This is a genomic window from Erythrobacter sp. Alg231-14 (assembly GCF_900149685.1).
GTDB lineage: Bacteria > Pseudomonadota > Alphaproteobacteria > Sphingomonadales > Sphingomonadaceae > Erythrobacter.
This window is the reverse complement of sequence record NZ_LT702999.1, coordinates 2068174-2090402: the sequence shown is the minus strand read 5'-3', so window position 1 is coordinate 2090402 and position 22229 is coordinate 2068174. Positions and strand designations below refer to the sequence as shown.

The 22229-nt window shown below is 57.3% G+C and carries 20 protein-coding genes; 9 read left to right on the top strand and 11 right to left on the bottom strand.

Translation table 11 applies throughout. The features are described 5' to 3' along the window. Nucleotides 1-20: 20 nt before the first annotated feature. The 8 genes from BQ8290_RS10005 to glnE all read right to left on the bottom strand — a co-directional run bounded on the left by BQ8290_RS10005 (nt 21) and on the right by glnE (nt 10634). Nucleotides 21-1742 (bottom strand): flotillin family protein, encoded by a 1722-nt coding sequence (locus BQ8290_RS10005; protein ID WP_337661298.1) that lies wholly within the window; start codon nt 1740-1742, stop codon nt 21-23. A 24-nt stretch (nt 1743-1766) separates the two neighbouring features. Further along, nucleotides 1767-2402, bottom strand: coding sequence for an OB-fold-containig protein (locus BQ8290_RS10000; protein WP_108789795.1), 636 nt, complete (start codon nt 2400-2402; stop codon nt 1767-1769). 220 nt (nt 2403-2622) lie between these two features. Next, the gene (locus tag BQ8290_RS09995; protein WP_108789793.1) at nt 2623-3915 is read right to left on the bottom strand and encodes a cytochrome P450; all 1293 of its coding nucleotides are present in this window, start codon (nt 3913-3915) and stop codon (nt 2623-2625) included. Nucleotides 3916-3918: 3 nt separating this feature from the next. Beyond that, complete coding sequence (locus tag BQ8290_RS09990) at nt 3919-5451, bottom strand: acyl-CoA synthetase (RefSeq protein ID WP_337661501.1); 1533 nt, start codon at nt 5449-5451, stop codon at nt 3919-3921. A gap of 245 nt (nt 5452-5696) precedes the next feature. Beyond that, nucleotides 5697-6440: a peptidoglycan DD-metalloendopeptidase family protein gene (locus BQ8290_RS09985; RefSeq protein WP_108789790.1), complete on the bottom strand. Its 744-nt coding sequence runs from the start codon at nt 6438-6440 to the stop codon at nt 5697-5699. A 155-nt stretch (nt 6441-6595) separates the two neighbouring features. After that, nucleotides 6596-7387, bottom strand: a complete 792-nt coding sequence (locus BQ8290_RS09980; RefSeq protein ID WP_108789788.1) for a DUF455 family protein — start codon at nt 7385-7387, stop codon at nt 6596-6598. A gap of 34 nt (nt 7388-7421) precedes the next feature. After that, a complete protein-coding gene (locus tag BQ8290_RS09975; protein ID WP_108789786.1) occupies nt 7422-7895 on the bottom strand; it encodes a redoxin domain-containing protein in 474 nt (157 codons plus the stop codon). 3 nt (nt 7896-7898) lie between these two features. Beyond that, nucleotides 7899-10634 (bottom strand): bifunctional [glutamate--ammonia ligase]-adenylyl-L-tyrosine phosphorylase/[glutamate--ammonia-ligase] adenylyltransferase, encoded by a 2736-nt coding sequence (gene glnE, locus BQ8290_RS09970; RefSeq protein ID WP_108789784.1) that lies wholly within the window; start codon nt 10632-10634, stop codon nt 7899-7901. 110 nt (nt 10635-10744) lie between these two features. Here glnE and BQ8290_RS09965 point away from each other — a divergent pair, with 110 nt between their 5' ends. From BQ8290_RS09965 to BQ8290_RS15175, 3 genes are all read left to right on the top strand, one after another. Further along, the gene (locus tag BQ8290_RS09965; protein WP_337661297.1) at nt 10745-12463 is read left to right on the top strand and encodes a M28 family metallopeptidase; all 1719 of its coding nucleotides are present in this window, start codon (nt 10745-10747) and stop codon (nt 12461-12463) included. 39 nt (nt 12464-12502) lie between these two features. Then, on the top strand, nt 12503-13492 hold the full coding sequence (locus tag BQ8290_RS09960) for an agmatine deiminase family protein (RefSeq protein ID WP_108789782.1): 990 nt from the start codon (nt 12503-12505) through the stop codon (nt 13490-13492). Nucleotides 13493-13561: 69 nt separating this feature from the next. Next, nucleotides 13562-13696 carry a hypothetical protein gene (locus BQ8290_RS15175; protein ID WP_337661296.1) on the top strand — a complete coding sequence of 45 codons (135 nt, stop codon included), beginning with the start codon at nt 13562-13564 and terminating at the stop codon, nt 13694-13696. A 10-nt stretch (nt 13697-13706) separates the two neighbouring features. Here the strand turns inward: BQ8290_RS15175 and BQ8290_RS09955 are convergent, their stop codons facing one another. Further along, nucleotides 13707-14450, bottom strand: a complete 744-nt coding sequence (locus BQ8290_RS09955) for a TSUP family transporter (RefSeq protein WP_108789780.1) — start codon at nt 14448-14450, stop codon at nt 13707-13709. A gap of 30 nt (nt 14451-14480) precedes the next feature. Further along, nucleotides 14481-16529: a threonine--tRNA ligase gene (gene thrS / locus BQ8290_RS09950; protein ID WP_108789778.1), complete on the bottom strand. Its 2049-nt coding sequence runs from the start codon at nt 16527-16529 to the stop codon at nt 14481-14483. A 223-nt stretch (nt 16530-16752) separates the two neighbouring features. Here thrS and BQ8290_RS15170 point away from each other — a divergent pair, with 223 nt between their 5' ends. The 3 genes from BQ8290_RS15170 to BQ8290_RS09940 are packed head-to-tail and all read left to right on the top strand — an operon-like array spanning nt 16753 to nt 17746. Continuing rightward, nucleotides 16753-16929: a hypothetical protein gene (locus BQ8290_RS15170; protein ID WP_337661295.1), complete on the top strand. Its 177-nt coding sequence runs from the start codon at nt 16753-16755 to the stop codon at nt 16927-16929. After that, a complete protein-coding gene (locus BQ8290_RS09945) occupies nt 16926-17558 on the top strand; it encodes a hypothetical protein (protein ID WP_108789776.1) in 633 nt (210 codons plus the stop codon). Before BQ8290_RS15170 ends, BQ8290_RS09945 begins: the two co-directional genes overlap by 4 nt. After that, a complete protein-coding gene (locus tag BQ8290_RS09940; RefSeq protein WP_108789774.1) occupies nt 17555-17746 on the top strand; it encodes a helix-turn-helix domain-containing protein in 192 nt (63 codons plus the stop codon). The genes BQ8290_RS09945 and BQ8290_RS09940 overlap by 4 nt, the downstream gene beginning before the upstream one ends. A 13-nt stretch (nt 17747-17759) precedes the next feature. Here the strand turns inward: BQ8290_RS09940 and BQ8290_RS09935 are convergent, their stop codons facing one another. Beyond that, nucleotides 17760-19436 (bottom strand): alkaline phosphatase D family protein, encoded by a 1677-nt coding sequence (locus tag BQ8290_RS09935; protein ID WP_108789772.1) that lies wholly within the window; start codon nt 19434-19436, stop codon nt 17760-17762. 90 nt (nt 19437-19526) lie between these two features. On the opposite strand from BQ8290_RS09935, the gene BQ8290_RS09930 reads away from it, so the two are divergent. The 3 genes from BQ8290_RS09930 to BQ8290_RS09920 are packed head-to-tail and all read left to right on the top strand — an operon-like array spanning nt 19527 to nt 22225. Then, nucleotides 19527-20285, top strand: coding sequence for an alpha/beta fold hydrolase (locus BQ8290_RS09930; protein WP_108789770.1), 759 nt, complete (start codon nt 19527-19529; stop codon nt 20283-20285). 11 nt (nt 20286-20296) lie between these two features. Further along, nucleotides 20297-21202 (top strand): hypothetical protein, encoded by a 906-nt coding sequence (locus BQ8290_RS09925; RefSeq protein ID WP_337661294.1) that lies wholly within the window; start codon nt 20297-20299, stop codon nt 21200-21202. A gap of 30 nt (nt 21203-21232) precedes the next feature. Beyond that, nucleotides 21233-22225 (top strand): MsnO8 family LLM class oxidoreductase, encoded by a 993-nt coding sequence (locus BQ8290_RS09920; protein ID WP_108789768.1) that lies wholly within the window; start codon nt 21233-21235, stop codon nt 22223-22225. Nucleotides 22226-22229: the final 4 nt, after the last annotated feature.

The window sequence follows — 22229 nt, the reverse complement described above, 5'->3', positions numbered from 1 at the left end:
TAATTTTTGCAAAGCAGCCCTTATTCGGCGGCTTCGTTCGTTCCTTCGAAAGGATCGCTGTCATCGTCGATTGACAAAGGCTCGGCGGTCGCTTCGCCACCTTCCGGCGCATCGGCTGCACCTTGAACCAACGTACCAAGCGAAGATCCGTCAAGGCCGAGCTCTTTCATAAGCCCGTCGAGAACGGGAGCCTGAGCGCGGTAAGCGAGAGCGGCCGACACCGCGTCACTGGCCAAGTTTCCCGAGCCACCGCCGGCGCCACCGGCACCGCTCGCACCGGAACCGCCAGAGCCGCCATTTTGCGTCAACCCATCGACCTGTACGATCTTGATCGAGTCGATAGCCTCCATCGGCTTGGCGCTTTCCTTGATCACCTCAGGCAGCACTTCGAGCAGAGCCAGCTTGGTCTGAAGGCTGATTTGATCCATCGACAGGATGTTCGCCGCTTCGTTCACCGCTTGTTGGCCAGCGGCTTCGACCTCGAAGCGAACCCGGTCGGCTTCGGCGCGCAGCACTTCTGCATCGGCTTCACCTTTGGCTTCCATCCGCGCGGCTTCGGCGCGGTTGGTTGCGGCGTCTTTCTCCGCTTCGGCTTCGACCTTAATACCGATGGCGTCACGCTCAGCCTGTTTGGCCGCTTCGATCAACTCGATCTTCTTCTGACGTTCGGCAATTTCGCTTTCACGCGATGTGACAACTTGCTCTTCGGCAGCAACCGCTTTGGCGCGGGCGGCGTCGGCTTCGGCCTTGGCTTGGCTTTCCTCGCGGCTTTTGTTTTGAACGGCGATCTGTTGTTCCTGACGCGCAATCTCTAGCGCGCGGACCTGATCAATGCGCGCCTCTTCAACGGAGCGATCGGCTTCGATCTGCTGGCTATCGACCTGCTTCTTGGCCTCGATCTTCGCAGCATCGGCTTCGCGGTTCCGCTCTGCCTGCTCACGGGCAATCTCTGCCATTTGCGCAGCGCGGCGCACTTCGACTTCGCGTTCTTGCGAAAGGCGAGCGTATTCTTGGTCACGGCCAATCTCGAATGACTTGGTGTCCGCTTCGAGGTTTTTGGTTTCCATTTGAACGCGCGTGTCTTGCTCAATATCGTTGCGCAGTTTCTTACGCGCTTCGATTTGTTCGGTGAGCTTCGTCAAACCTTCGGCGTCAAACGCGTTGTTGGCGTTGAAGTGTTCGATGCTGGTTTGGTCCAGACCCGTAAGCGAAACCGATTCCAATTCCAGGCCGTTCATTGCCAAATCGTTGGAGGACACTTGCTGCACCTTTTGCACAAAGTCTGCGCGTTGTTCGTGCAGTTCATTCATGCTCATGCCCGCCGCAACGGAGCGGAGCGCATCGACGAATTTACCTTCAACGAGATCTTTGAGCAATTCAGGCTGCATCGTGCGTTGGCCCAATGTTTGCGCGGCCATTCCAATTGCGCCGGCATCGGGGCGAACCCGGACATAGAATTCCGCCTTCACATCGATCCGCAACCGGTCAAGCGTGATCAGCGCCTCGGCGTCCTTGCGGATCACGGCCAACACCAATGTGTTCATGTTGACCGGCATGGTTTCATGAAACACCGGCAAGACTAGAGCGCCGCCATTCATCACAACCTTTTCGCCGCCGACACCCGTCCGCACAAAGGCAATTTCCTTCGATGCGCGCCGATACAAAGTCGACAGAGCGAACAGAATAACAAGCAACAGCAAGATGCCGCCACCACCAAGAACTAGAATATCAAACGTTCCCATATTTCCTCCAATTAATCCTATTGCTTAGGGCTTAAGCAGCGCGCTTTCGTAGCGCACACCGAAGAAGACCTCTCCTTCGCGGCGCACGAGCAGCACTGTTTCGCCCTCGGCCAATTCCACATCTGCATCATGTGGTTCGACCATTACGAAATGGGGATGCCCATAGACATCTTTCACTTTTGCGCGGGCCGGCGATGCCGCGCGGGCGGTGCCCGTTTGGATCACCGCATCGCGCCGGACTAGACTTTGTAGGCCCACCGCCGTCGTCTCATCCTTTGGTATCAGCCGCTCTATCGGCAGGATCGCGATACCGTTTAGAGGTATCGTCGCCGCACCAGCCAGGATCGCAGCCAAGCTGGCTGACAATGGCGCACCAAAGACACTGCTGATCACGGCCTGCCCCACAACACCGACCACGGCAAAGACGAACAACAAGCTCGCCAGCCAGATCAGAAATGGTACGCGGCCGATTCCAAGAACGCTAAAAATGCCATCGACAAACCCGCTTGCTTCGAGGCCGTCGGCCACATCAGCGTCCAAGTCGATCTCAACATCGCTTTCGAACAGGTCACCAAATCCGATGACCTGCATGATCACAATGGCCAGCAATGCGCCCAGAGAAATCGCAAAAGGTAGGTTATACGCTTCGAGCAAAGTCATGCGGTCACTCCTTCAAAGAGCGGCGTAATTGTATGCGCAACGTATTCCGCCGCAAAGAACGCAGCGCCATTTTCCCAAGTTTTTCCCATGAACGGAGTATTAACACATGTTGTGACGTTTTAACAGTAAAATCGGTCAAACCGTTACAATAGTGTTCACTAAGAACTTTATTGTTTGTTCGCACCTTGTATTGTTGCGCGACCACCCCCATCTAGAGGGCTTATGCAGGCGTTATCTTAAGCGGCAACGTCTTTAACCCGCCAACAAATGTGCTGGTCGAACGCTTTGCTTCACCCACTTGTTCGACCGTGTCGATCCGATCCAACAACGTTTCAAACAAGATGCGCATTTCAAGCCGGGCCAAATGCAGCCCAAGGCATTGATGCGCGCCTGCACCAAACGCGGCATGGCGATTGGGTGAACGCGCCGCGTCAAACCGGCGGGGGTCATCAAATTGACCCGGGTCGTGATTGGCCGCGACGTAGTTGATCATCAACCAATCGCCCTTGGCAATCTTCTGCCCACCCAATTCCGTGTCTTCGGCCGCGGTGCGCATGAAATGTTGAACCGGGGTGGTCCATCGGATCGCTTCCTCTACAATTCCGGGCAACAACGAAGGATCGGCCTTAACCCGGGCGAATTGTTCAGGATCGTTGGCCAAGGCTTGCATCGCACCGGCGGTGGATGCCGACGTCGTGTCATGGCCGGCAGAGGCGACAATGATGAAATACCCCATCATATCGCGGTCATTCAGCGGCTCCCCATCAACAAGGGCATTCGCAATTGCGCTGGCCACATCGTTGGTCGGGTTTGCGCGCTTCTCTGCTGTGATTCCGGCGAAATATTGTTCAAAGTTCAATACCGCTCCTGCCACGAGCTGAGCGATCTGATCTGGGGTCATGCCTGCGGTGGGGGATTGGTTGAGATCATCATCCTGACCGCCGAACATTTGTTGAGTCAGCATCAACATCCGCGGCTCGTCTTCTTCGGGTACGCCGAGGATCTGCATCACAACGTGCAATGGATACGGGCCGGAGACCTGCTTTACAAAGTCAACTTCGGGCCCCGCTTCCAACATGCGATCCACAGTGCGTGCGGCCAGATCGCGAATTTCGGCTTCGATCGTCTTAAGGTTCTTGGGCATGAACCATTCTTGGGTCAGCTTGCGGTACTTCATGTGGATCGGCGCATCGAAAGTGACGAGGCTGGCGACCATATGTTCGCTGCCGCCGGTCATTTTCTTCGCAAAGGCTATCCCGTCATTCAATGAAAAGACCACCGTTTGCGGATTGTTCAAAAAGGTCGCATTGTCTTTTGAGACTTGCATCACCTCGTCATAACCCGTGACCAACCAAAAGGGCCGATGGACGTCATCCACGCCTTCTACGCGCGCAACAGGGGATTTCGCGCGAATGGCATCAAATTGATCGAGCAGATTATCCCAATCCGCATAGCTCTTGGGATCAATGACCGCGCGACCTTCGTCCTCGCTTAGGGTGTGTGCAGCGGCCATTATTTATGCTCCCGCTTTCGCTTCGAACTCATCGCGCAGCTCGCGTTTGTAAAGCTTACCATTGGCTTCGCGGGGCAATTCAGGGCGGAAATCAAACAGTTTGGGCATTTTGATCCGCGCAAGCGACGGAGCCAAAAATTCGCGCAGCTCCGCTTCAAACTCATCGCCGGCATCCGCCATGTCGATGGGTTGGACCACCGCAACCACCTTCTCTCCCAAATCTGGGCACGGCGCACCGATAACCGCCGCATCCATGACTTTGTCATGCGTGATCAGCAGGTTTTCGATCTCTTGCGGATAGATGTTTACCCCACCCGAAATGATCATGTGGCTTTTCCGATCGGTCAGAAACACAAAACCATCCGGGTCCACATGGCCAATATCACCCAGCGTCATCCAACCTTTGGGATGCATGGCGTCTGCCGTTTTCTCCGGATCGTTGTGATAGGTCGGCAATAGAGTGTTCTCAAAATAGATCAGGCCGTCCTCACCCGGCGCCACTTCTTCACCGTCGGGCCCGCACACATGCAGCACTCCGTGGATCGCTTTACCGACGGTTCCGGGATGCTCCAACCAATCCGCAGCCCCAACCATGGTCATGCCGATGCCTTCGCTACCGGCATAATATTCGTTCACAATCGGGCCCCACCACTCAATCATTTCCTGCTTGATCGGAACAGGACAAGGCGCAGCCGCGTGCAAGGCGCGTTTGTGGCTGGATAGGTCAAATTTCGTGCGGATTTCCGGATCGAGCTTCAAGAAACGCACAAAGTGAGTCGGCACCCATTGGCTGTCGGTGATTTTGTATTTCTCAATCGCCGCCAATGCGCCTTCTGGATCAAATTTCTCAAGCACGACCAAAGTCGCGCCCAAACGCTGGGCCGCGCCGCACCATGCCAAAGGCGCGGCGTGATACAACGGCGCCGGCGACAGATAGACCATCGACCCATCCGCGGGCATCCCAGCCCCCATCGTCGCGAGACCAAGAAACGGGATCATCGCTTGCGGATCGGGATCTTCGGGCGGAGCCGGGCGGATTCCCTTTGGTCGGCCGGTTGTACCCGAACTGTAGAGCATCGATGCGCCCGCGCGTTGATCGCTGATCGGTTCGGCGGAATGGCTCATCAAAACGGTTTCAAAATTGGCCTCTCCTTCCCCATCGGCGACCAAAATCTCAAGATCGGGACATTCGGCGCGGATATCGTCCATAAGAGGATCGAACATCGGCGAAGTGATGAGCAATTTCGCGCCGCTATCATTGAGAATATACGCGATCTCAGGCGCGGTTAGCCGGGTCGAGACGGGCACGAGCAATGTGCCGGAGCGTTGCGATCCCCACATAAGGGTGAAATATTCAATCCGGTTTTCCAGCAAAACCGCAAAGGCATCATCCGCAGCAAGTCCGCGCCCACGCAACAATTGAGAAAACCGGTTCGCCGCTGCATCCATTTCGCCATAGGTCATCTGCTGACCGCTACCCGCCATGATAACCGCGGGATGATCGGGGCGCTTCGCCGCGTGGGCGATCGGATGCATAGTCATGTGTCTCTCCAATTGTCAGCCAACACGCGCCGGTTTGATCCGACTGCGGAGGCTGAATTTTCTTGCGAGAAGACTAGCGCAGCATCGCACCCACTCAAGCGAAAATGACTATGCAAATGATTATACAAACGCCGTGTCGGAAGGTGGGCAAAAAAAAGGCGACGGGTAAACCCGCCGCCTAAACTCGGACACCCTCTCCAATGTCCGACCCGCTTCCAGGCGGGTGTATCTATGCGGGTTTATTGCCCGCCAGCAGCGCCCACTCGGCGGCGTCCGGGCAGCAAATCTGCGCTGCTTGTCGCCATCCGGGTCTGCTCTTCGGTTTCCACCATATAGGGAATCGGATTGACTGCAACCCCATCCACGCGAACCTCATAATGGAGGTGCGGACCGGTCGAACGGCCAGTTGAACCGACATACCCAATCAAATCGCCTTTTTTCACACGCTCACCAGCGGCAACCGCAAGACGCGACAAATGCGCGTAACGCGTTTCCAATTCCGCGCCGTGATCGATGCTGATGTAAAGGCCGTAGCTTGAAAACCAATCGGCGCGACCAATAAGGCCGTCAGCCGTGGCGTAAACAGGTGTCCCCGTCGGTGCGGCAAGATCAACACCGTTGTGGCGGCGACGTTGGCGCAGAACGGGATGGTTGCGCATGCCATAACCGCTGCTCAAACGCGCGCCTTCAAGCGGCATACGCGATGGAACAGAAATGGTTGGGCGTTCAACAATCGCAGGCGCAGTGCCCGGCGATTGCGGCACGCCATTGTCGAGAGCGGACCATGTTGCGAACAATTCGCGGAACCGCTCATCCCCTGAAACCAAGGCCTCATCCTCAATTTCACGGACGGGTTCGGTCACATCTGCAGCTGCGGCGTTGGCCGAAGAATTGGCAACGGCCGGGTGAGCCGCAAGCAAAGCTGCCGCGGCGCAAAAGGCGGCGGCTACTTTTGAAACTGGACGCTCAAAAAGCGTAAACATACTGACCCGGTCCTGACTGGCTTTTCGCCATTCCTTGTTAGGTTGCGCGTGATTATGGTTTGAAATTAGAGACGTTGTGCCCCGTTTCACGCTTCAACCAAGTTGCTAGGCCCTCACGTGCCCAGCGACGTAAAAAGAGTTATCGCGGCGATTCTTTAATTCGCAACATCTTCATAAAAGTCTCGCGACAAACCGGCTGCAAGACGCGCTGAGTCGTTGAATGGAGGCTTAACTGCCCCTCTGAAATGCGTGCGAACCAAGGATTTCCAAGCATCTGCGGGAATCTGTCCGTTGGCTTGGGTAACTTTCAAAAAGTGTTTGGTGCCGAATCCGACATGGCGAATTTCATCGTCAAGAATGCGCGCAAGAATCTTTGCACCGTGGTCATCGCCCGCCGCCCTTACCCGATCCAAAGTCGCCGGGGTCACATCCAATCCGCGCGCTTCCAACACCATAGGCACGATCGCCAATCGCGCCGCGACATTGTGGCGGGTCTCATGCGCAGCCTGCCACAATCCGGCATGCGCAGGCAAAGCGCCATAATGGCTGCCCATCCGTTCCAGCTTGCGCGCCAGTAAGGCGAAATGCATCGCTTCGTCGGCGGCGACATAGAGAAAGTCCGACACAAACTCCTCGCCCATTTCGGCCCCAAACCGCCCGGCCATATCCAACGCAAGATCAATCGCGACGAATTCGATATGCGCCAAGGAATGCCACAGAGCGAGCCGGCCGCGCTCTGATCCGAATTTGCCGCGTTTGGGCATATGTTTGGGTTCGAGCAATTCGGGCGTGTCCGGCCAGGCGGGCGCATCGGGCATCGGCGTGTCAAATTCGAACGCCAATTTCCCCATCCGCCATCGCCGGGCGACGTCGCGCGTGGCAAAGCATTTGGCGCGCGGGTCGCCCGTCAGCAATGCTGAACGAATTGCGGATGCGACGGTTTGCATCGGTAGAGCTGAGACCTTCTTGCTTGAGTAGGGATTAAAGCGCTTGCGCCGCGGCCAGCACTTCATCGGCGTGGCCCTTCACTTTCACCTTGTTCCAAATCTGAGCGATCTTACCGTCAGCACCGACCAAATAGGTAGAACGGACCATGCCCATATATGTCTTTCCGTACATTTGTTTTTCGGTCCAAATGCCTAACACATCTGACAATCCGCCCTCTTCTGCGTCGGTTGCCAAAGGCGTTGTCAGGTCGTGTTTGGCGATAAAGTTCTGATGCTTCTTCGCGCTGTCCTTGCTCACGCCCAACAATTGTGTGCCCGCTGCGTCAAATTGCGATTTGAGCGCAGTGAAGTCCTTCGCTTCGGTGGTGCAGCCGGGGGTGTTGTCCTTAGGATAGAAGAACACGACGAGCTTTTGCCCGGCGAAATCGGAAGCCTTTACGGTGCCGCCGTCGGGCGTGCCCATGGCAATATCAGGCATTGCATCGCCAGCTTTGGGAAAATCGGTCATCTCTTACATCTCCAATGTCTGTTCAAAAATATCGGCCCAAGCGCGCGCGACACTCTGCCGGGAAACGGCAAGCGCCGCGTTCAGTTCCTCAAGGTTTTTATGCCCACAAGCCCGCGCAAACGCTTTGGCGGCGGCCGGGGGTGGCGGATTGCCGTCCGGTGCGAGCAATCGACCAGCGACCAACATATCTGTCATCAACCCATAGGCAGGCGCCATAGCTCGGGGAAGAATGTCGGCGGCGATCATCGATTTGATCGCCGTCATCAAATCGGGCGATAGGGCATCGGGCGCCGAATTCGACAATTCGGCCGCCCTGCGCAGTTGATGATAATGGGTCAAGAATTCCACATCGACCAAACCGCCTCGCAACAATTTCACGTCAAGCGGCCCGCGCGCCGTTTTATGCTTTGCCATTTCGTCGCGCATTTCCAAGATCGCGTCGCGCAATTTCCCATCGTCACGCGGGCTCAACAACACCTCAGAGACCGCCGCTTCGACTTCGGCGCGCGCTTGGGGCGAACCGGCCAAAACACGCGCACGCATCAACGCCATATGTTCCCAAGTCCACGCGGTTTCGCGCTGATATTTGGCAAAGGCTTCTGTCGATACGGCCAATGGACCCTGATTGCCTTGCGGTCGCAATCTTGTGTCTACTTCGTAGAGAGCGCCTTGCGCCGTGGGCACAGACAATGCCGCGCTGACACGGCTGGCCAACCGATTGAAATAGAGCGTCGCACCCAAGGGGCGCTTGCCATCCGATTGGGCTGCAAAATCGCCAGTAAACAAATAAACAATATCCAAATCTGACGCGTGGGTAAGGGCGCCACCGCCCAACCGTCCCAACCCCAAGACAACCAACTCTCCGCCAGCGATCCGGCCATGCGCCCTTACAAACTCAGACGATGCGGCCTCCACCGCAATGGCAATCGCCGCCTCCGCTGTCGCCGACAGGGCCGCACCAATCACCGAGGGTGGAAATTCAGCCTCAATCAAGCTGACACCGAGTGTGAAGCGCGTTTCGCTCGTCACATGACGGATGCAATCCAGCTGCGCTTCGTAATCATCGCGGATGGGTCCGCTGCGCATTTGCTCGGTCTTGGCGGCGACTACGGCTTCTGACTTCGCGTTCGGGTCAACCGGGTCGTTCGCAATTAGGGCGTCCAACAATTCCGGACGGCGGGCCAGCTCATCTGCCAAAAGCGGTGACAGCGTCAAAGTTGCAACCAGCCGATCAAGAACCGCTGGTCGCGCGACCAGAAGATGAAACAGCGATATTGCCGATTGGGTCCGCTCCAACACGCTTTGCCACCGCGTAACGGCGCGCGCGGGATCATCGCTTTGAGCGAACGCCTTCAACAATCCAGGCAATAAACGGTCGAATGCCTCAAGAGCCTGCGGCGTACGGATCGCGGCAAAGCGCCCATCGCGCCACTCCTCAATCCGGCTTGCCAAACCGGCCGCATCGTCAAACCCCAACTCCTCCAGCCATTGTGCCTGTTCATTCGGCGGCGGTGGCGCAGCGATCTGGCGAGTTTCTTTGCCGATCAACCCTTCGTAGATACGCCCGGTTTCTCTTGTGAGATCCGTGAGCTCTGCGACCAAGGCAGCGCCGTCCGCCATCCCATCAAGCCACGCGACCTGATCCAACGCCGCGCCATCGGGCAGGCTGTGGGTTTGGCGGTCATTCACCATCTGCAATCGGTGTTCTATCACCCGCAAACGATCGTATCCGTCTCCCAAAATCCGGGCGTGATCGCCGTCAATACGGCCCGCCAAAGCCAGCGCATCCAACGCCGCCCGCGTCCCGCGTACGCGCAAGGATGGATCGCGGCCACCATGGATCAATTGATGCGTTTGGGCGAAGAATTCGATTTCACGGATTCCGCCGCGGCCGCGCTTTACATCAAAGCCCGGGCCGGGATTTTCAGACCCTTCGGCAGTCTCTCGAATGCGCAATGTGAGCGCGCGGATTTCCTCGATCGCCCCGAAATCGAGCGCTTGTCGCCAAACAAAGGGGGCGATTTCGTCCAAGAACGCCTCGCCCGCCGCGATGTCTCCCGACGCCGCCCGAGCTCGGATAAACGCGGCGCGTTCCCATGCCAAAGCTTGCCCTTGATAATGCGCGAGTGCCGATCCGCGCGGCACGACGAGCGGGCTAATTTCCGCCGCCGGGCGCAATCGCAGATCGACGCGCAACACGTAGCCTTCGCCGGTGTTGTCCGACAGCAATTTGATGATCCGTCGCGCATATCTTTGCGCCGTTTCGCCCGGATCATCGCTATCGCGACGCGGCAAAGTTTCAGGGTCGTACAACAGGATCGGATCAATATCCGACGAATAATTGAGTTCACTGGCGCCCTGTTTCCCTAAGGCCAAAGCGATCAATCCATCGCAGCGATCTTCGCCCGTGCGTTCCACAATCGCGGTGCGAATAGCCGTGTCGAGCGCATGGTCGGCAAAGCGGCTCAATTCTTCAATCACTTTGGCCAATCCAAAGGCCCCGGCCAAATCGCCCACACCCAACGCAGCGGCCAATGCCAGCCGATGCCACCTAAGCGCGATGGCAGGATCATCATGTGTCCCTTGATCGGCGGCCCATTGCAACGCGGCAGCGCCCCGTCCCGCTTTCAACAAATGTTCAAGATCGGGTTGGCGATCCAATGCGCGCGCAAGAAATGGTGCATGCGCCCGCGCGCGCGCCACCGCCTCTGCCCAATCTGTTGCGCCGGGTTGATCCATCGCCCCCGTCTTTGGCTTTGGTTGCCCGCTCCTGCAAGCGATACGACTTGCGAGCGGCGGGAAGCTGCTGCAAAGAAGCGCGCAATAATTGGATTGATAAGGACATTTCGATGATCAAAAGATCGTTCAAATTCGCCGGTACATTTGCCGGTTTGGCAGCCGGGGCGCTCGCCCTGTCTGCGTGCGAAGATATGGCGATGATGGGTTCGGATGAACCCGCGCTCGACATTCCTGGTGTGGAACCGGGCGATTTGTCCGAAGCAACCATGGTCGACATCACGCGTCAATTGTCGACCGATGAATTTGGCGGTCGCATGCCCGGCACCAAAGGTGAAGAATTGACCGTCGCCTTGTTGACCGAACGGTTCGAAGCCGCCGGTCTGCAACCGGGTAATGGTGACAGCTGGGTCCAAGAAGTGCCTTTGGTTGAAATCACCGGCAACAACTTTGCGCCTTTGACCATCACCAGCGGCGAAACCGATCTGGTCTATGACTACGGCAGCGAATGGACCGGCGTAACCTATCGCGAAGATGCACAAACCCAATTGGCCAACAGCGAATTGGTCTTTGTGGGATACGGCATCAACGCGCCGGAACGCGATTGGAACGATTACGAAGGCGTTGATGTCACCGGCAAAACCGTGGTCATCCTTGTCAACGACCCCGATTGGGAAACCGAAGGGCTGGACGGCACATTCAACGGACGTGCCATGACGTTCTATGGCCGTTGGACATACAAATACGAAGAAGCCGCAAGGCAGGGCGCGGCCGGTGCGATCATCGTCCACGACACAGACCCGGCAAGCTATGGTTGGAACGTTGTCGAAAGCTCTTGGGGTGGGCCGCAAGCATACCCGCAACGCGGCGACAACGCACCCGAGATGACATTGTTGAATGGCTGGGTCCAAAAAGAAGTCGCTCGCGAAATCTTGGCCGCAGCGGGACAAGATCTCGATGCGCTAACGGCGGCGGCGAAAACAGAGGATTTCGCTGCGGTTGAATTGGGAATGACCGCTTCAACCAGCTTTGAAAACACCTTCCGCTCCTTCACTTCGCAAAATGTGATCGGCGTTCTTCCGGGCAGCGAAGCACCCGATGAATATGTGCTTCACACCGCGCACTGGGACCATTTGGGTACCTGCAACCCGCCTGCTGCGGATGGCGATGACATCTGCAACGGCGCGGTCGACAACGCCACCGGCACCGCGGCATTGGTCGCGTTGGCCGAAGCTCACAGCAAAGCGGGTGCACCACGCCGCAGTCTGGTCTTTTTGGCGGTGACTGCAGAAGAATCCGGTCTGTTGGGTGCCTATTACTATGCGGCCAACCCAATCTACCCGCTCAATCAAACGGTGGGCGGGGTTAACATGGACGCGTTCTTGGTTGCCGGTCCATCGCGTGATGTAACCGTAGTTGGTCCCGGCAAATCTCAGCTAGACCAATTCCTCGAAGCGGCTTTGGTCGCGGATGGTCGGGTCGCAACACCCAACCCAAGCCCAGAGGCCGGTTACTATTACCGTTCTGACCACTTCGCCTTTGCCAAAGAAGGCGTGCCGATGCTGTACGTTGATGGCGGCGAAGATTTGATCGATGGCGGGCGCGAAGCGGGTCAAGCCGTGGCGGAAGAATACCGCGCCAATCGGTATCACGGCCCCAAAGATGAATTCAATGAAGACTGGGATTGGTCGGGCGTGATGGCCGATCTTCAACTCATGTATCGTTTGGGTCGTATGATGGCGATGAGCGAAAGCTGGCCCAATTGGAACGAGGGCGACGAATTCCGGGGCGTACGCGATGAAAGTTGCGCCAGCTCCGACGAAGGCTGTTGAACCCACGATAACGCGACAGACGGGAAAGAAGACCGATCCATGGCGATCCTGATGCCCCCTGAATGGGCGCCACAGGATTGGCTGTGGATCGGTTTCCCACATCTGGCCGATGAATGGCCGGGCCAATTGGCTCGAGCGCAAGAACAAATTGCGGCCTTCGCCAACGCGGTCGCGGATAGCGGTCAGTCGGTGCGATTGATTGTTCGAGATGACGACAATGAACGTCGGGCGCGCGCATTGATCAGCGAAGCGGTAACAACGCAGCAATGGATCTATGGCGATATTTGGTTGCGGGACACTGCCCCATTGATTGTCGCCCATTCCGCCAACCATGACGATCGCGTGCGAGAATCGCGTCGGTTTGGTTTCAACGGTTGGGGCGGGAAATATTGTATGCCGGGGGACGAATCCATCGGCGCTGACTTGGCGCAGGACGCCGGTTTAACGACTGCGGAATCCACCATGATTTTGGAAGGTGGCGCGTTGGACGGCGATGGAACCGGATTGGTCGCCACGACGGAACAATGCCTGCTCCACCCCAATCGCAACCCGGGCATGTCACGCACCGACATTGAACAGGAATTGCATCGTAGGTTGGGTTTCGAGCGTGTCCTTTGGCTGGGGGACGGATTGGTGAATGATCACACCGATGGGCATGTCGACAATCTTGCTCGCTTTACCGGCCCCAACCGGATGGTCGTGCCAAAGGCCACCACCAGCAATGACCCCAACACCGCCATTTATGAAGATGCGCGACGGCGCGCCGAAGAATTCGGCGTCGCTGTGGCCACAATCCCATCGCCCGGCCTCATCATGCGCGACGGCGCGATTGAACCGGCCAGCTATGTCAATTTTGCGATAACATCGCATCTGGTCGTTGTGCCAACCTTTGGTTCGCCGTTTGATGAGGCGGGTGTGGCGGCCATCGCCGAACAATTCCCCGATCGGGCAACCATTGGTTTGCGCGCCGATGCCGTCTTGGCAGGGGGCGGTGGGTTTCATTGTGCGAGCCAACAAATGCCTGCGTAATCGCGATCAAACCGTTGCTCGAACTGACGCGTTAACGAATCTTTAGGATTTTACCGCGATCACCGGCCCATGATCAAAGCCACCACCATGACCCGCGATTGGATTGCCGAAGTGCGGCAATACAACCGTGATATCGCCAACAGCGCGATCGTGTTGTCCAGTGCCGCTGCATTGATCTTGGCCGGACAGCCGCTGCCGTTCTAATCCTCGGGGATTAAAGCAATCGGTACAGCGCCGCCAACGCGGCTCCTGCCAAAACCACACCCACGCAAATTCGCCAGACGCTGTCGCTGACCCGGCCGGATACTTTCGTGCCGACCCAATTGCCCAACAACACCGCTGGAAAAAGGGTTAGGCCCAATAGGCACAACCGCCAGCTCATTTCACCAAACACCGCGCCGGCAACCAGACCAGCGGCGGCCGCGACCGTAAAGATCAGCAGCATCGATGCCGTCACAATCGCGCGCGGCAATGCACGCCCTACGTAATAGGGTACCACAGGTGGTCCGGGCATTCCGGCGAACCCGGTTAGCAACCCGCTGATAACGCCGACGCCCCCGGTTGCGACAGGCCCGTAGGTCACATCGTCTTGTCCTGGAAAAAGGATAAACGCAAACGCCGACAAAGCGACCAAAGCGATGATCAAACGCGCCAAATCCGGGCCGGTTATCGTCAACAACCACAAGCCCAATGGCGTCGCCAACACAACCAAGGCGCAAATGGTCCACGCCGATTTCTCCGCATCGCGCACCAAACGCCGGATCTCGATCAATCCGATCAACACACCGACAAAGTTTGCGATCAAAACCGCTTCGACCGGCAACATTGCAAGCGCGAGGACCGGGACCAATAAGATGGCCATGCCGAACCCGGTTAACCCGCGCACAAATGCAGAAAGAAAGGTGGCGGACAACGCCGCTGCCACTTGGACAGTGGTGAATCCAGTTAGATCTTCCATGGGCGCGCTGTTTGCGTTTCGATCGCTGCCTTAAGCCGCGTCGGCGGGCTCGGCCGGGCGCAGATCAGGTGGGGTGGCGGCCAAGGTCAACATCGCAATCGCTTCGTTGAGCGGCATGACCTTTTGGTCTTTCTCACCCAATGTGCGGATCGCAACGCTGCCCTCTTCGGCTTCGCGTTTGCCCACAACCAACAGATGCGGAACTTTCGCCAAGCTGTGTTCGCGCACTTTATAGTTGATTTTCTCGTTGCGCAGATCGGTTTCGACCCGAATGCCAGCGGCCTTCAATTGGGCTTCAACCTCTTGGGCGTAACCATCAATGTCGGACACAATCGGCGCGACCACCGCCTGAACCGGGGCGAGCCATACTGGCAAACGGCCCGCATAATGTTCAATCAAGATCCCGATAAACCGTTCATAGGAACCAAAGATCGCCCGGTGCAGCATCACAGGGCGGTGGCGCCCGCCGTCTTCACCCACATAGGTTGCATCGAGACGGTCGGGCAGAACCCGGTCGCCTTGGATGGTGCCAACTTGCCATGTGCGGCCAATCGCATCTGTTAGGTGCCATTCCAACTTGGGGGCGTAGAACGCCCCTTCGCCGGGCAATTCTTCCCAGCCGTAATCATCGTTGGCCATGCCCGCTTCGGCCACGGCGTCGCGCAATTCCTGTTCCGCTTTGTCCCAATCTTCCTCGGAGCCAAACCGTTTTTCGGGACGGAGGGCGAGCTTCACATGATAGGTGAAGCCGAAATCGTTGTAGACGCTGTTGGCGAGTTCACAGAACGCGCGCACTTCCTCAACCACCTGCTCTTCGGTGCAGAAGATATGCGCATCATCTTGCGTGAATTGACGGACCCGCATGAGGCCGTGCAACGCGCCATGCGGTTCATTGCGGTGACAACAGCCCATCTCGCCCAGCCGGATCGGCAGGTCGCGGTAGGATGTGATCCCTTGCTTGAACACAAGAACATGCGCCGGGCAGTTCATCGGTTTGATCGCCATCCAATCGGCATCTTTTTCAACCGATGGCTTTGCTGGACCGTCGCCGGATTCGTCCACTTCGGGGACCATGTCCGGCACTGCGAACATGTTCTCTGCGTATTTGCCCCAGTGGCCCGATTGTTCCCATTGCCGCACATCCATCAATTGCGGCGTTTTGATCTCGCGATATTCAGCCTTGTCCATCTTGCGGCGCATATACGCCTCAAGCTCGCGCCAAATGCGATAGCCCTTGGGGTGCCAAAAGACGCTGCCATGCGCCTCTTCTTGAAGGTGGAACAGGTCCATCTCCTTGCCCAACTTACGGTGATCGCGTTTGCCCGCCTCTTCGAGGTTGTGCAGATGCTGTTTAAGCTGTTTCTTGTTGAGCCAGCCGGTGCCGTAGATCCGCGTCAATTGCGCGTTGCGTTGATCGCCGCGCCAATAGGCACCGGCGACCCGCATCAGTTTGAACGCCGTCGGATCCAATTTCCCGGTCGATGCAAGGTGCGGGCCGCGGCACATGTCGAGCCAATCGTCGCCCGACCAATAGACGGTTAGGTCTTCGTTTTCAGGCAGCTCTTTGGCCCATTCGGCCTTGAACGCTTCGCCGTCGGATTCCCATTTCGCGATCAAATCTGCGCGCGACCACACTTCGCGGCGCAACGGCTTGTCCGCTTTGATGATCTCACGCATCTTTTCTTCGATCGCGGGCAAGTCATCCATGCTGAATGGTTCGCGCGATGCAGGCGCCATCACATCATAATAGAAACCATCATCGGTCGCCGGGCCAAACGTAATTTGCGTGCCAGGGAACAACGCCTGAACCGCTTCGGCCATGATGTGCGCGTAATCATGGCGCACCAATTCCAACGCGTCCGCTTCGTCGCGCGCGGTGATCAATTCCAACCGAGCGTCGCCATCGAACGGGCGGCCAATATCGCGCACTTCGGCGCCTGATCCATGGTCGACCCGGGCGGCCAAAGCCGCTTTCGCAAGGCCCGGTCCAATCGCTGCGGCCACGTCATATGGGGTCGAACCCACCGGCATTTCGCGCGATGTGCCGTCAGGCAGGCTGATTTTTAGAAGTTCGGTCATTGGCTTGGTTCGTTTCGTTAATTCTAGCTTTGGATGTGCGCACTGCCACAAGCCGGCGCGCACCGAAAGAGCCGTGTTTCACAACGCGATGTCCGCCCAATTTGGTGTGCCCAATCCGCAAAGACAATGACGGAAAGGCTACGCTCCCTTTTGGAAAGGGTACTTGACAATAGAGTGAATCGATGACAAGTGTGCTTTCCATAGTTGAAAGGGAACTTTACCAATGACCTATCGTGTGAAAGCGCTCCTATGGGCGGCCTTAATCCTCGGCGTGGCGGTGATGACGCTAATTCTTGATCTCAACCAAGGTGCCAGCTTCGGCATTGTGGGCGGATTTTCCAGCGCAGCTTGGGGCGCGCTCCAAAGTGATGTCGGCTGCGGGCGGGAGTGTCTGCAATGAACGAACCGACACAAACCAACGGGACATTCCTTGGCCGTAGCCTCTGGTTCTGGCTTGGAATGACAGCCGCGAGCACCGCGATGGTGTCCGCATTGGCGATCACTGGCGCGGTCGAGCACAAGGGCGCCTTGATGATTTTGCTCATCGTGCCCGCCATGACAATGATGGCTATTGTAGCTGCGGTGGTGAATCGCGGCCAATCGGCAAGCGGCGGATGCCCAGCCGCCGGCGCAGCGCAGCGACGTTATGTGAAACGCGTTGCGATCTGCTCTTCTTTGTATCTCGCCACTTTCGCTTTGATGACCTTCTTGGATCAAGAAGTTGAATTGCCCTTTGCCGTCCGCGTGATGATCGGGATTCTTCCCGGCCTCGCAGTTTCTGGAATTTTCTGGGCTATCGGCCGTTTGATTGTCGAAGAACAAGATGAATTCATGCGGATGTTGATCATTCGGCAATCGCTGATTGCATCCGCAATGGCATTAACATCGGCTTCGGTATGGGGCTTCCTCGAAACCGCTGACATCGCGCCGCATATCGATGCCTATTGGTTTGCGATTATCTGGTTCTTTGGCTTGGGCGTGGGTGCGATCTTTAATCGCATTCAATACGGCACATGGGGGGCGGTATGAAAAATCGCCTCAAAGTCCTGCGCGCAGAACGGGACTGGAGCCAGCAAGATCTGGCCGAGCGATTGGGCGTGAGCCGGCAAAGCGTGAACGCGATTGAAAAGGGTCGCTATGACCCGTCTCTGCCGCTGGCCTTTTCCATTTCCGAAGTGTTCGATTTACCAATCGAAGACATTTTCAGCCGCGATTGATCCAACACAAACCTTAAACAGACAACGTCTTCGACCCGGCCTCGCTGGTGATCACTTTGGTCCCGGCAAGCTGGGTCGAACGCTGTCGGATGCCGCTGGTAAAGCGATATTCCGTGGTTGCCCGCGTGGGTGTCAATTCAATCGTCATATAGCCGCGCTGTGACGTGTCGGCCCATTTCAATTCGTCGTTCGCTTCAATCACCAAAGACGCCATCTGTTCGGGTGGTACCATGGCTAGATAAGTTTCGAATCCCGGCGAGCTGACCGAACAAACGCCCAGCTCGACGCCCACACGTCTTCCATCATGTGCCAAATCAAACGCCCAACCATTGTGGGTGTCCCCAGCGAGCACAAGCAGGTTTGCATCCGCATCCAACGCGCTTTCGAACACACGGTCGCGCGCCGCAGGATACCCATCCCACGCGTCCATATTAAGAGGCAGGCCAGCTTGGCTAGCAAGCGCACTAGCTGTGAGCCGGCGGCGGATAAATTCAGGCACATTGCCGCCCAACAAATCCAACAATGCTGGGGGCGATGCCAACTTACCCATCAAGACTTGCTGCACCAAAACCTGCCACGTCGCGCCTCTGGCGGTCGACTCAGAAAGCCCTTGTGCGAGCCAGGTTTCCTGAGCCGCGCCCAACAACTGTCGGGCGGGATCGACATAATCGGTGTCACGAAACTCGGTCAGCGCGGCGACCATGCTCTCGGGGGTGTCTTGGCCTTCGATGACTTTGCCGACGCTGAATTGCTCATCGCGCCCTTCGATGCGGGTATCAATCCGAAACAAAGTGGCCAGATCACCGACATCATAGGACGCATAGGGTTCGTCAGAGACCGGCATCCATTCGCGATAGACCCGTTTCGCTATGCCTTTGCGCACCTCCCATTCGCCCTCGCTGTCGCTCTGGTGATTCTGCGCACCGTCTTTCCAACTGTCATTGGCGCTTTCGTGATCGTCCCATACGGCGATCATCGGCAAAACCTGATGCAAGCGTTGAAGGTCGGGATCGGCGCGATAAGTGGCATAACGCAGGCGATAATCGGCCAGTGCAACGATTTCAGATTCGGGCGCAACCATACGATCGGGATGCCGTTGGCCCGCCGATGGATATGTTCCTCCGCCATATTCGTAGATGTAATCACCCAAGTGCACGGCAAGGTCGACATCGTTCGCCTCCGCCGCATGGGCATAGGCATTGAAATAGCCAAAGCCGTAATTTGCACAGGAAAAGACCGCGAAACGGAATTTTGAAGACGGCCCCTCGGGCAATGTCCGCGTCCGGCCAATCGGAGATACGCTGCCATCGGGAGCGGTGAAGCGATAGAAATACCAGTGATCCGGCGTCAGTCCATCGGCAATCGCCTTCACACAGAAATCCCTCTCTGCCGACGCGTTGATTTCGCCGCTCGATACGATCTGAGAGAACGCTTCGGTTTCGCTAACCTGCCATTCCAACATAGTATCAGCGTCCGCTACGAACCGGGTCCACAGCAAAACGCGGGTCGCATGCGGTTCACCGCTGGCGACGCTATGGGTAAAACCATTGCCATAGCTGCGCGCGCTTGATGGCGTGGCCACGATTGCTGCCGAAGCGCCCGCAAGGGCGAAGACGCCGCGTCGAGACACCCCCGTGGCGGATGGCGTGTCGGATGAAGCGGGCGGATGGGGGGCATCGGTTTTGATCATGATGCACTATAACTCGCATGCATTGCGCGATGAAGACAAGCCACGCGCAAAGTCTTGCACATTATCATGAGAAATGGGCACAAGGGTCAAATGAGCGCAGCCAATTTTCACACTATGCCCGATGGTCGTCAAATCGCCTTTCGGCACACCCCTGCATCGTCGGACGGATCAAAGGATCAGGAAAGTGCGCCAACGCTCGTGTTCCTGCCCGGATACATGTCCGACATGGCCGGCGGCAAAGCAACGGCGATGTTCGAAGACGCTCAGGCCCAGGGACGCGGATGTTTGTTGCTTGATTATTCGGGATGCGGGCAAAGTTCGGGCGACTTTTCCGATGGAACCTTATCCCGATGGCGCGATGAAGTGGTCACGCTTATCACCGTTGAGGTGGCGGGCCCCATCGTCTTGGCCGGTTCATCGATGGGCGGTTGGTTGATGATCTTGGTGGCCGAAGCATTGGGCGCACGGCTAATGGGAATAATCGGCATCGCCGCTGCACCTGATTTTATCCGTTGGGGCTATTCCGCCGAACAATGCGCCACCTTGGCTGCGGGCAATGTGGTTTATGAAGACAACCCATACGGGCCCGATCCCACGCCGACCCATCCTGGATTTTACAAAGATGCATTGGATCATATGCGGCTCGATACGGAAATCGCGATCGATTGTCCGGTCCGGCTGCTCCATGGTCAATGCGACGACGATGTTCCATGGGATATCAGTATGAAGCTGGCGTCGGCCATGCGTTCGGGCAATGTACAGGTGACCTTGATAAAGGACGGCGATCACCGCCTCTCTCGCGATCAGGATATTGCGTTGTTGCGGGCCACACTCGATAGTTTTTATTGACGGGATCACGCGTGATTTTCACCTCTTCGCTTCTTGCCTATTCCCTTGCGCCTACGCTTGCCCTTTCGCTTCAAGTGGGGCCCAATCCCACGTCCATTTCGCAATCGGACGGGCACACCGAATTGCGAGATCGGCAACCGCGTGAAAGTGGAATTGATGCATTCTCCGATCCCTCCAGCGAATGGCTCGCCCAGTGTCTGGCTCGGCTTTCGGATGATGCATCCCGTGCGCATACAATGGCGCAGATCCGTCGCAACGCGACCTCTGGGTCGGAACGAGTGTTGGCCAATCATTGTCTAGGTCTCGCCGCGACGGAATTGGGCCTTTGGGAAGATGCGATCGTCGCCTTTGGCGCCGCCCGCGATGAAAGCCCCACCGATGAACTGCGCGTGCGGGCCCGGTTTGGGACGATGGCCGGAAACGGTGCGATGGCGGCCGGCGATGCAGCGCGCGCTTTGCCCATTTTGCAACAGGCGAAATCGGATGCACAAAGGTCCGCCTCTGCACCATTGCAAGCGATCGCAGCCAGCGACCTTGCTCGCGCTCTCGTCAGTTTGGGCATGAACGATCAGGCTTTGATTGAATTGGACGATGCGACCCGGTTGATGCCCGACGCATCCGAAGGGTGGTTGTTGAAAGCCACGCTGTTACGCAGATTGGACCGGCTTGAGGAAGCGCAAACCACGATTGAATTGGCGGGTGTGTTGGCACCTCAGGATGGCCAGATTGGTTTGGAAGCCGGCGTTATCGCAGTCTTATCAGGTCGCGAAAACGCGGCGCGGCAAAGCTGGCAATCGGTCATCGACACGCAACCCGACAGTATGGCCGCGCAAACCGCCCGCGAATATCTGGCGCAGATCGGTCCACCTCAGGATCAAGAACCCGCGCCCCTATCGAACACGGAAGGGGTGGAATGAAATACGCCCCACACAACAGGTAGATCCATCATGACAAAATTTTCCGTTCTGGACCTTGTCCCTGTGCGCGAAGGGGGCACTTTGCACGAAGCCTTCGCCGCATCGGCCGCTCTCGCGGTCAAGGCAGAGGATGTCGGGTGCGAACGGTTTTGGGTTGCGGAACATCACGCAATGGATGGCATTGCGGGCGGCGCGACGTCGGTTGTTCTTGCCCATATCGGCAATGCAACACGCCGGATTCGCATTGGGTCGGGCGGCATTATGTTGCCCAATCATACGCCGTTTCAAATTGCCGAACAATTTGGAACGCTGGACGCCCTATTCCCCGGTCGCATCGATCTGGGGCTGGGGCGGGCGCCGGGTGCCGGTCCAGAATTGCAGCGGGCGCTGCGCAAAAACCTCAATCAGGCGTCTGAATTCTTCCCTCAAGACGTGGTGGAATTGCGCGCGCTTTTGACCGGCGACGTCGATCTGCCTGTCACCGCGACCCCCGGCCTGGGCGCGAATGTCGAATTGTGGATGTTGGGGTCCAGCCTGTTTGGCGCGCAATTGGCGGCGAAGTTGGGCATGCCGTACGCATTTGCCGCCCATTTCGCGCCGGACCACCTCGATGCTGCTCTGGCCGTGTATCGCCGCGATTTCCAACCATCCTCCGCGTTGGAGAAACCCTATGTGATGGTGGCGATGAATGTGTTTGCCGCAGACACGGATGAAGCAGCCGAGACATTGGCATCCAGCCAACAACAAAGCTTTGTGGCGTTGCGCACCGGCAAGCCGGGCAAATTGCCCGCGCCGATCGCGGACTACACCGCTTCGCTCCCGGCCCCGGCCGGCGCCATGTTGGACCATTTGGGCCAAGCTGCAGCGGTCGGAACCCCGCAAAAGGTGCGCGATCAAGTCGATGCCTTTGTCCAACGCACCGCCGCCGATGAGATCATTTTGTGTGGATCAACTTTTGATCCAGATGCGCGTCTGCGTTCGTTGGAAATGACGGTCGATGCCTGCGCCAAAATTGCGGTATAATGGT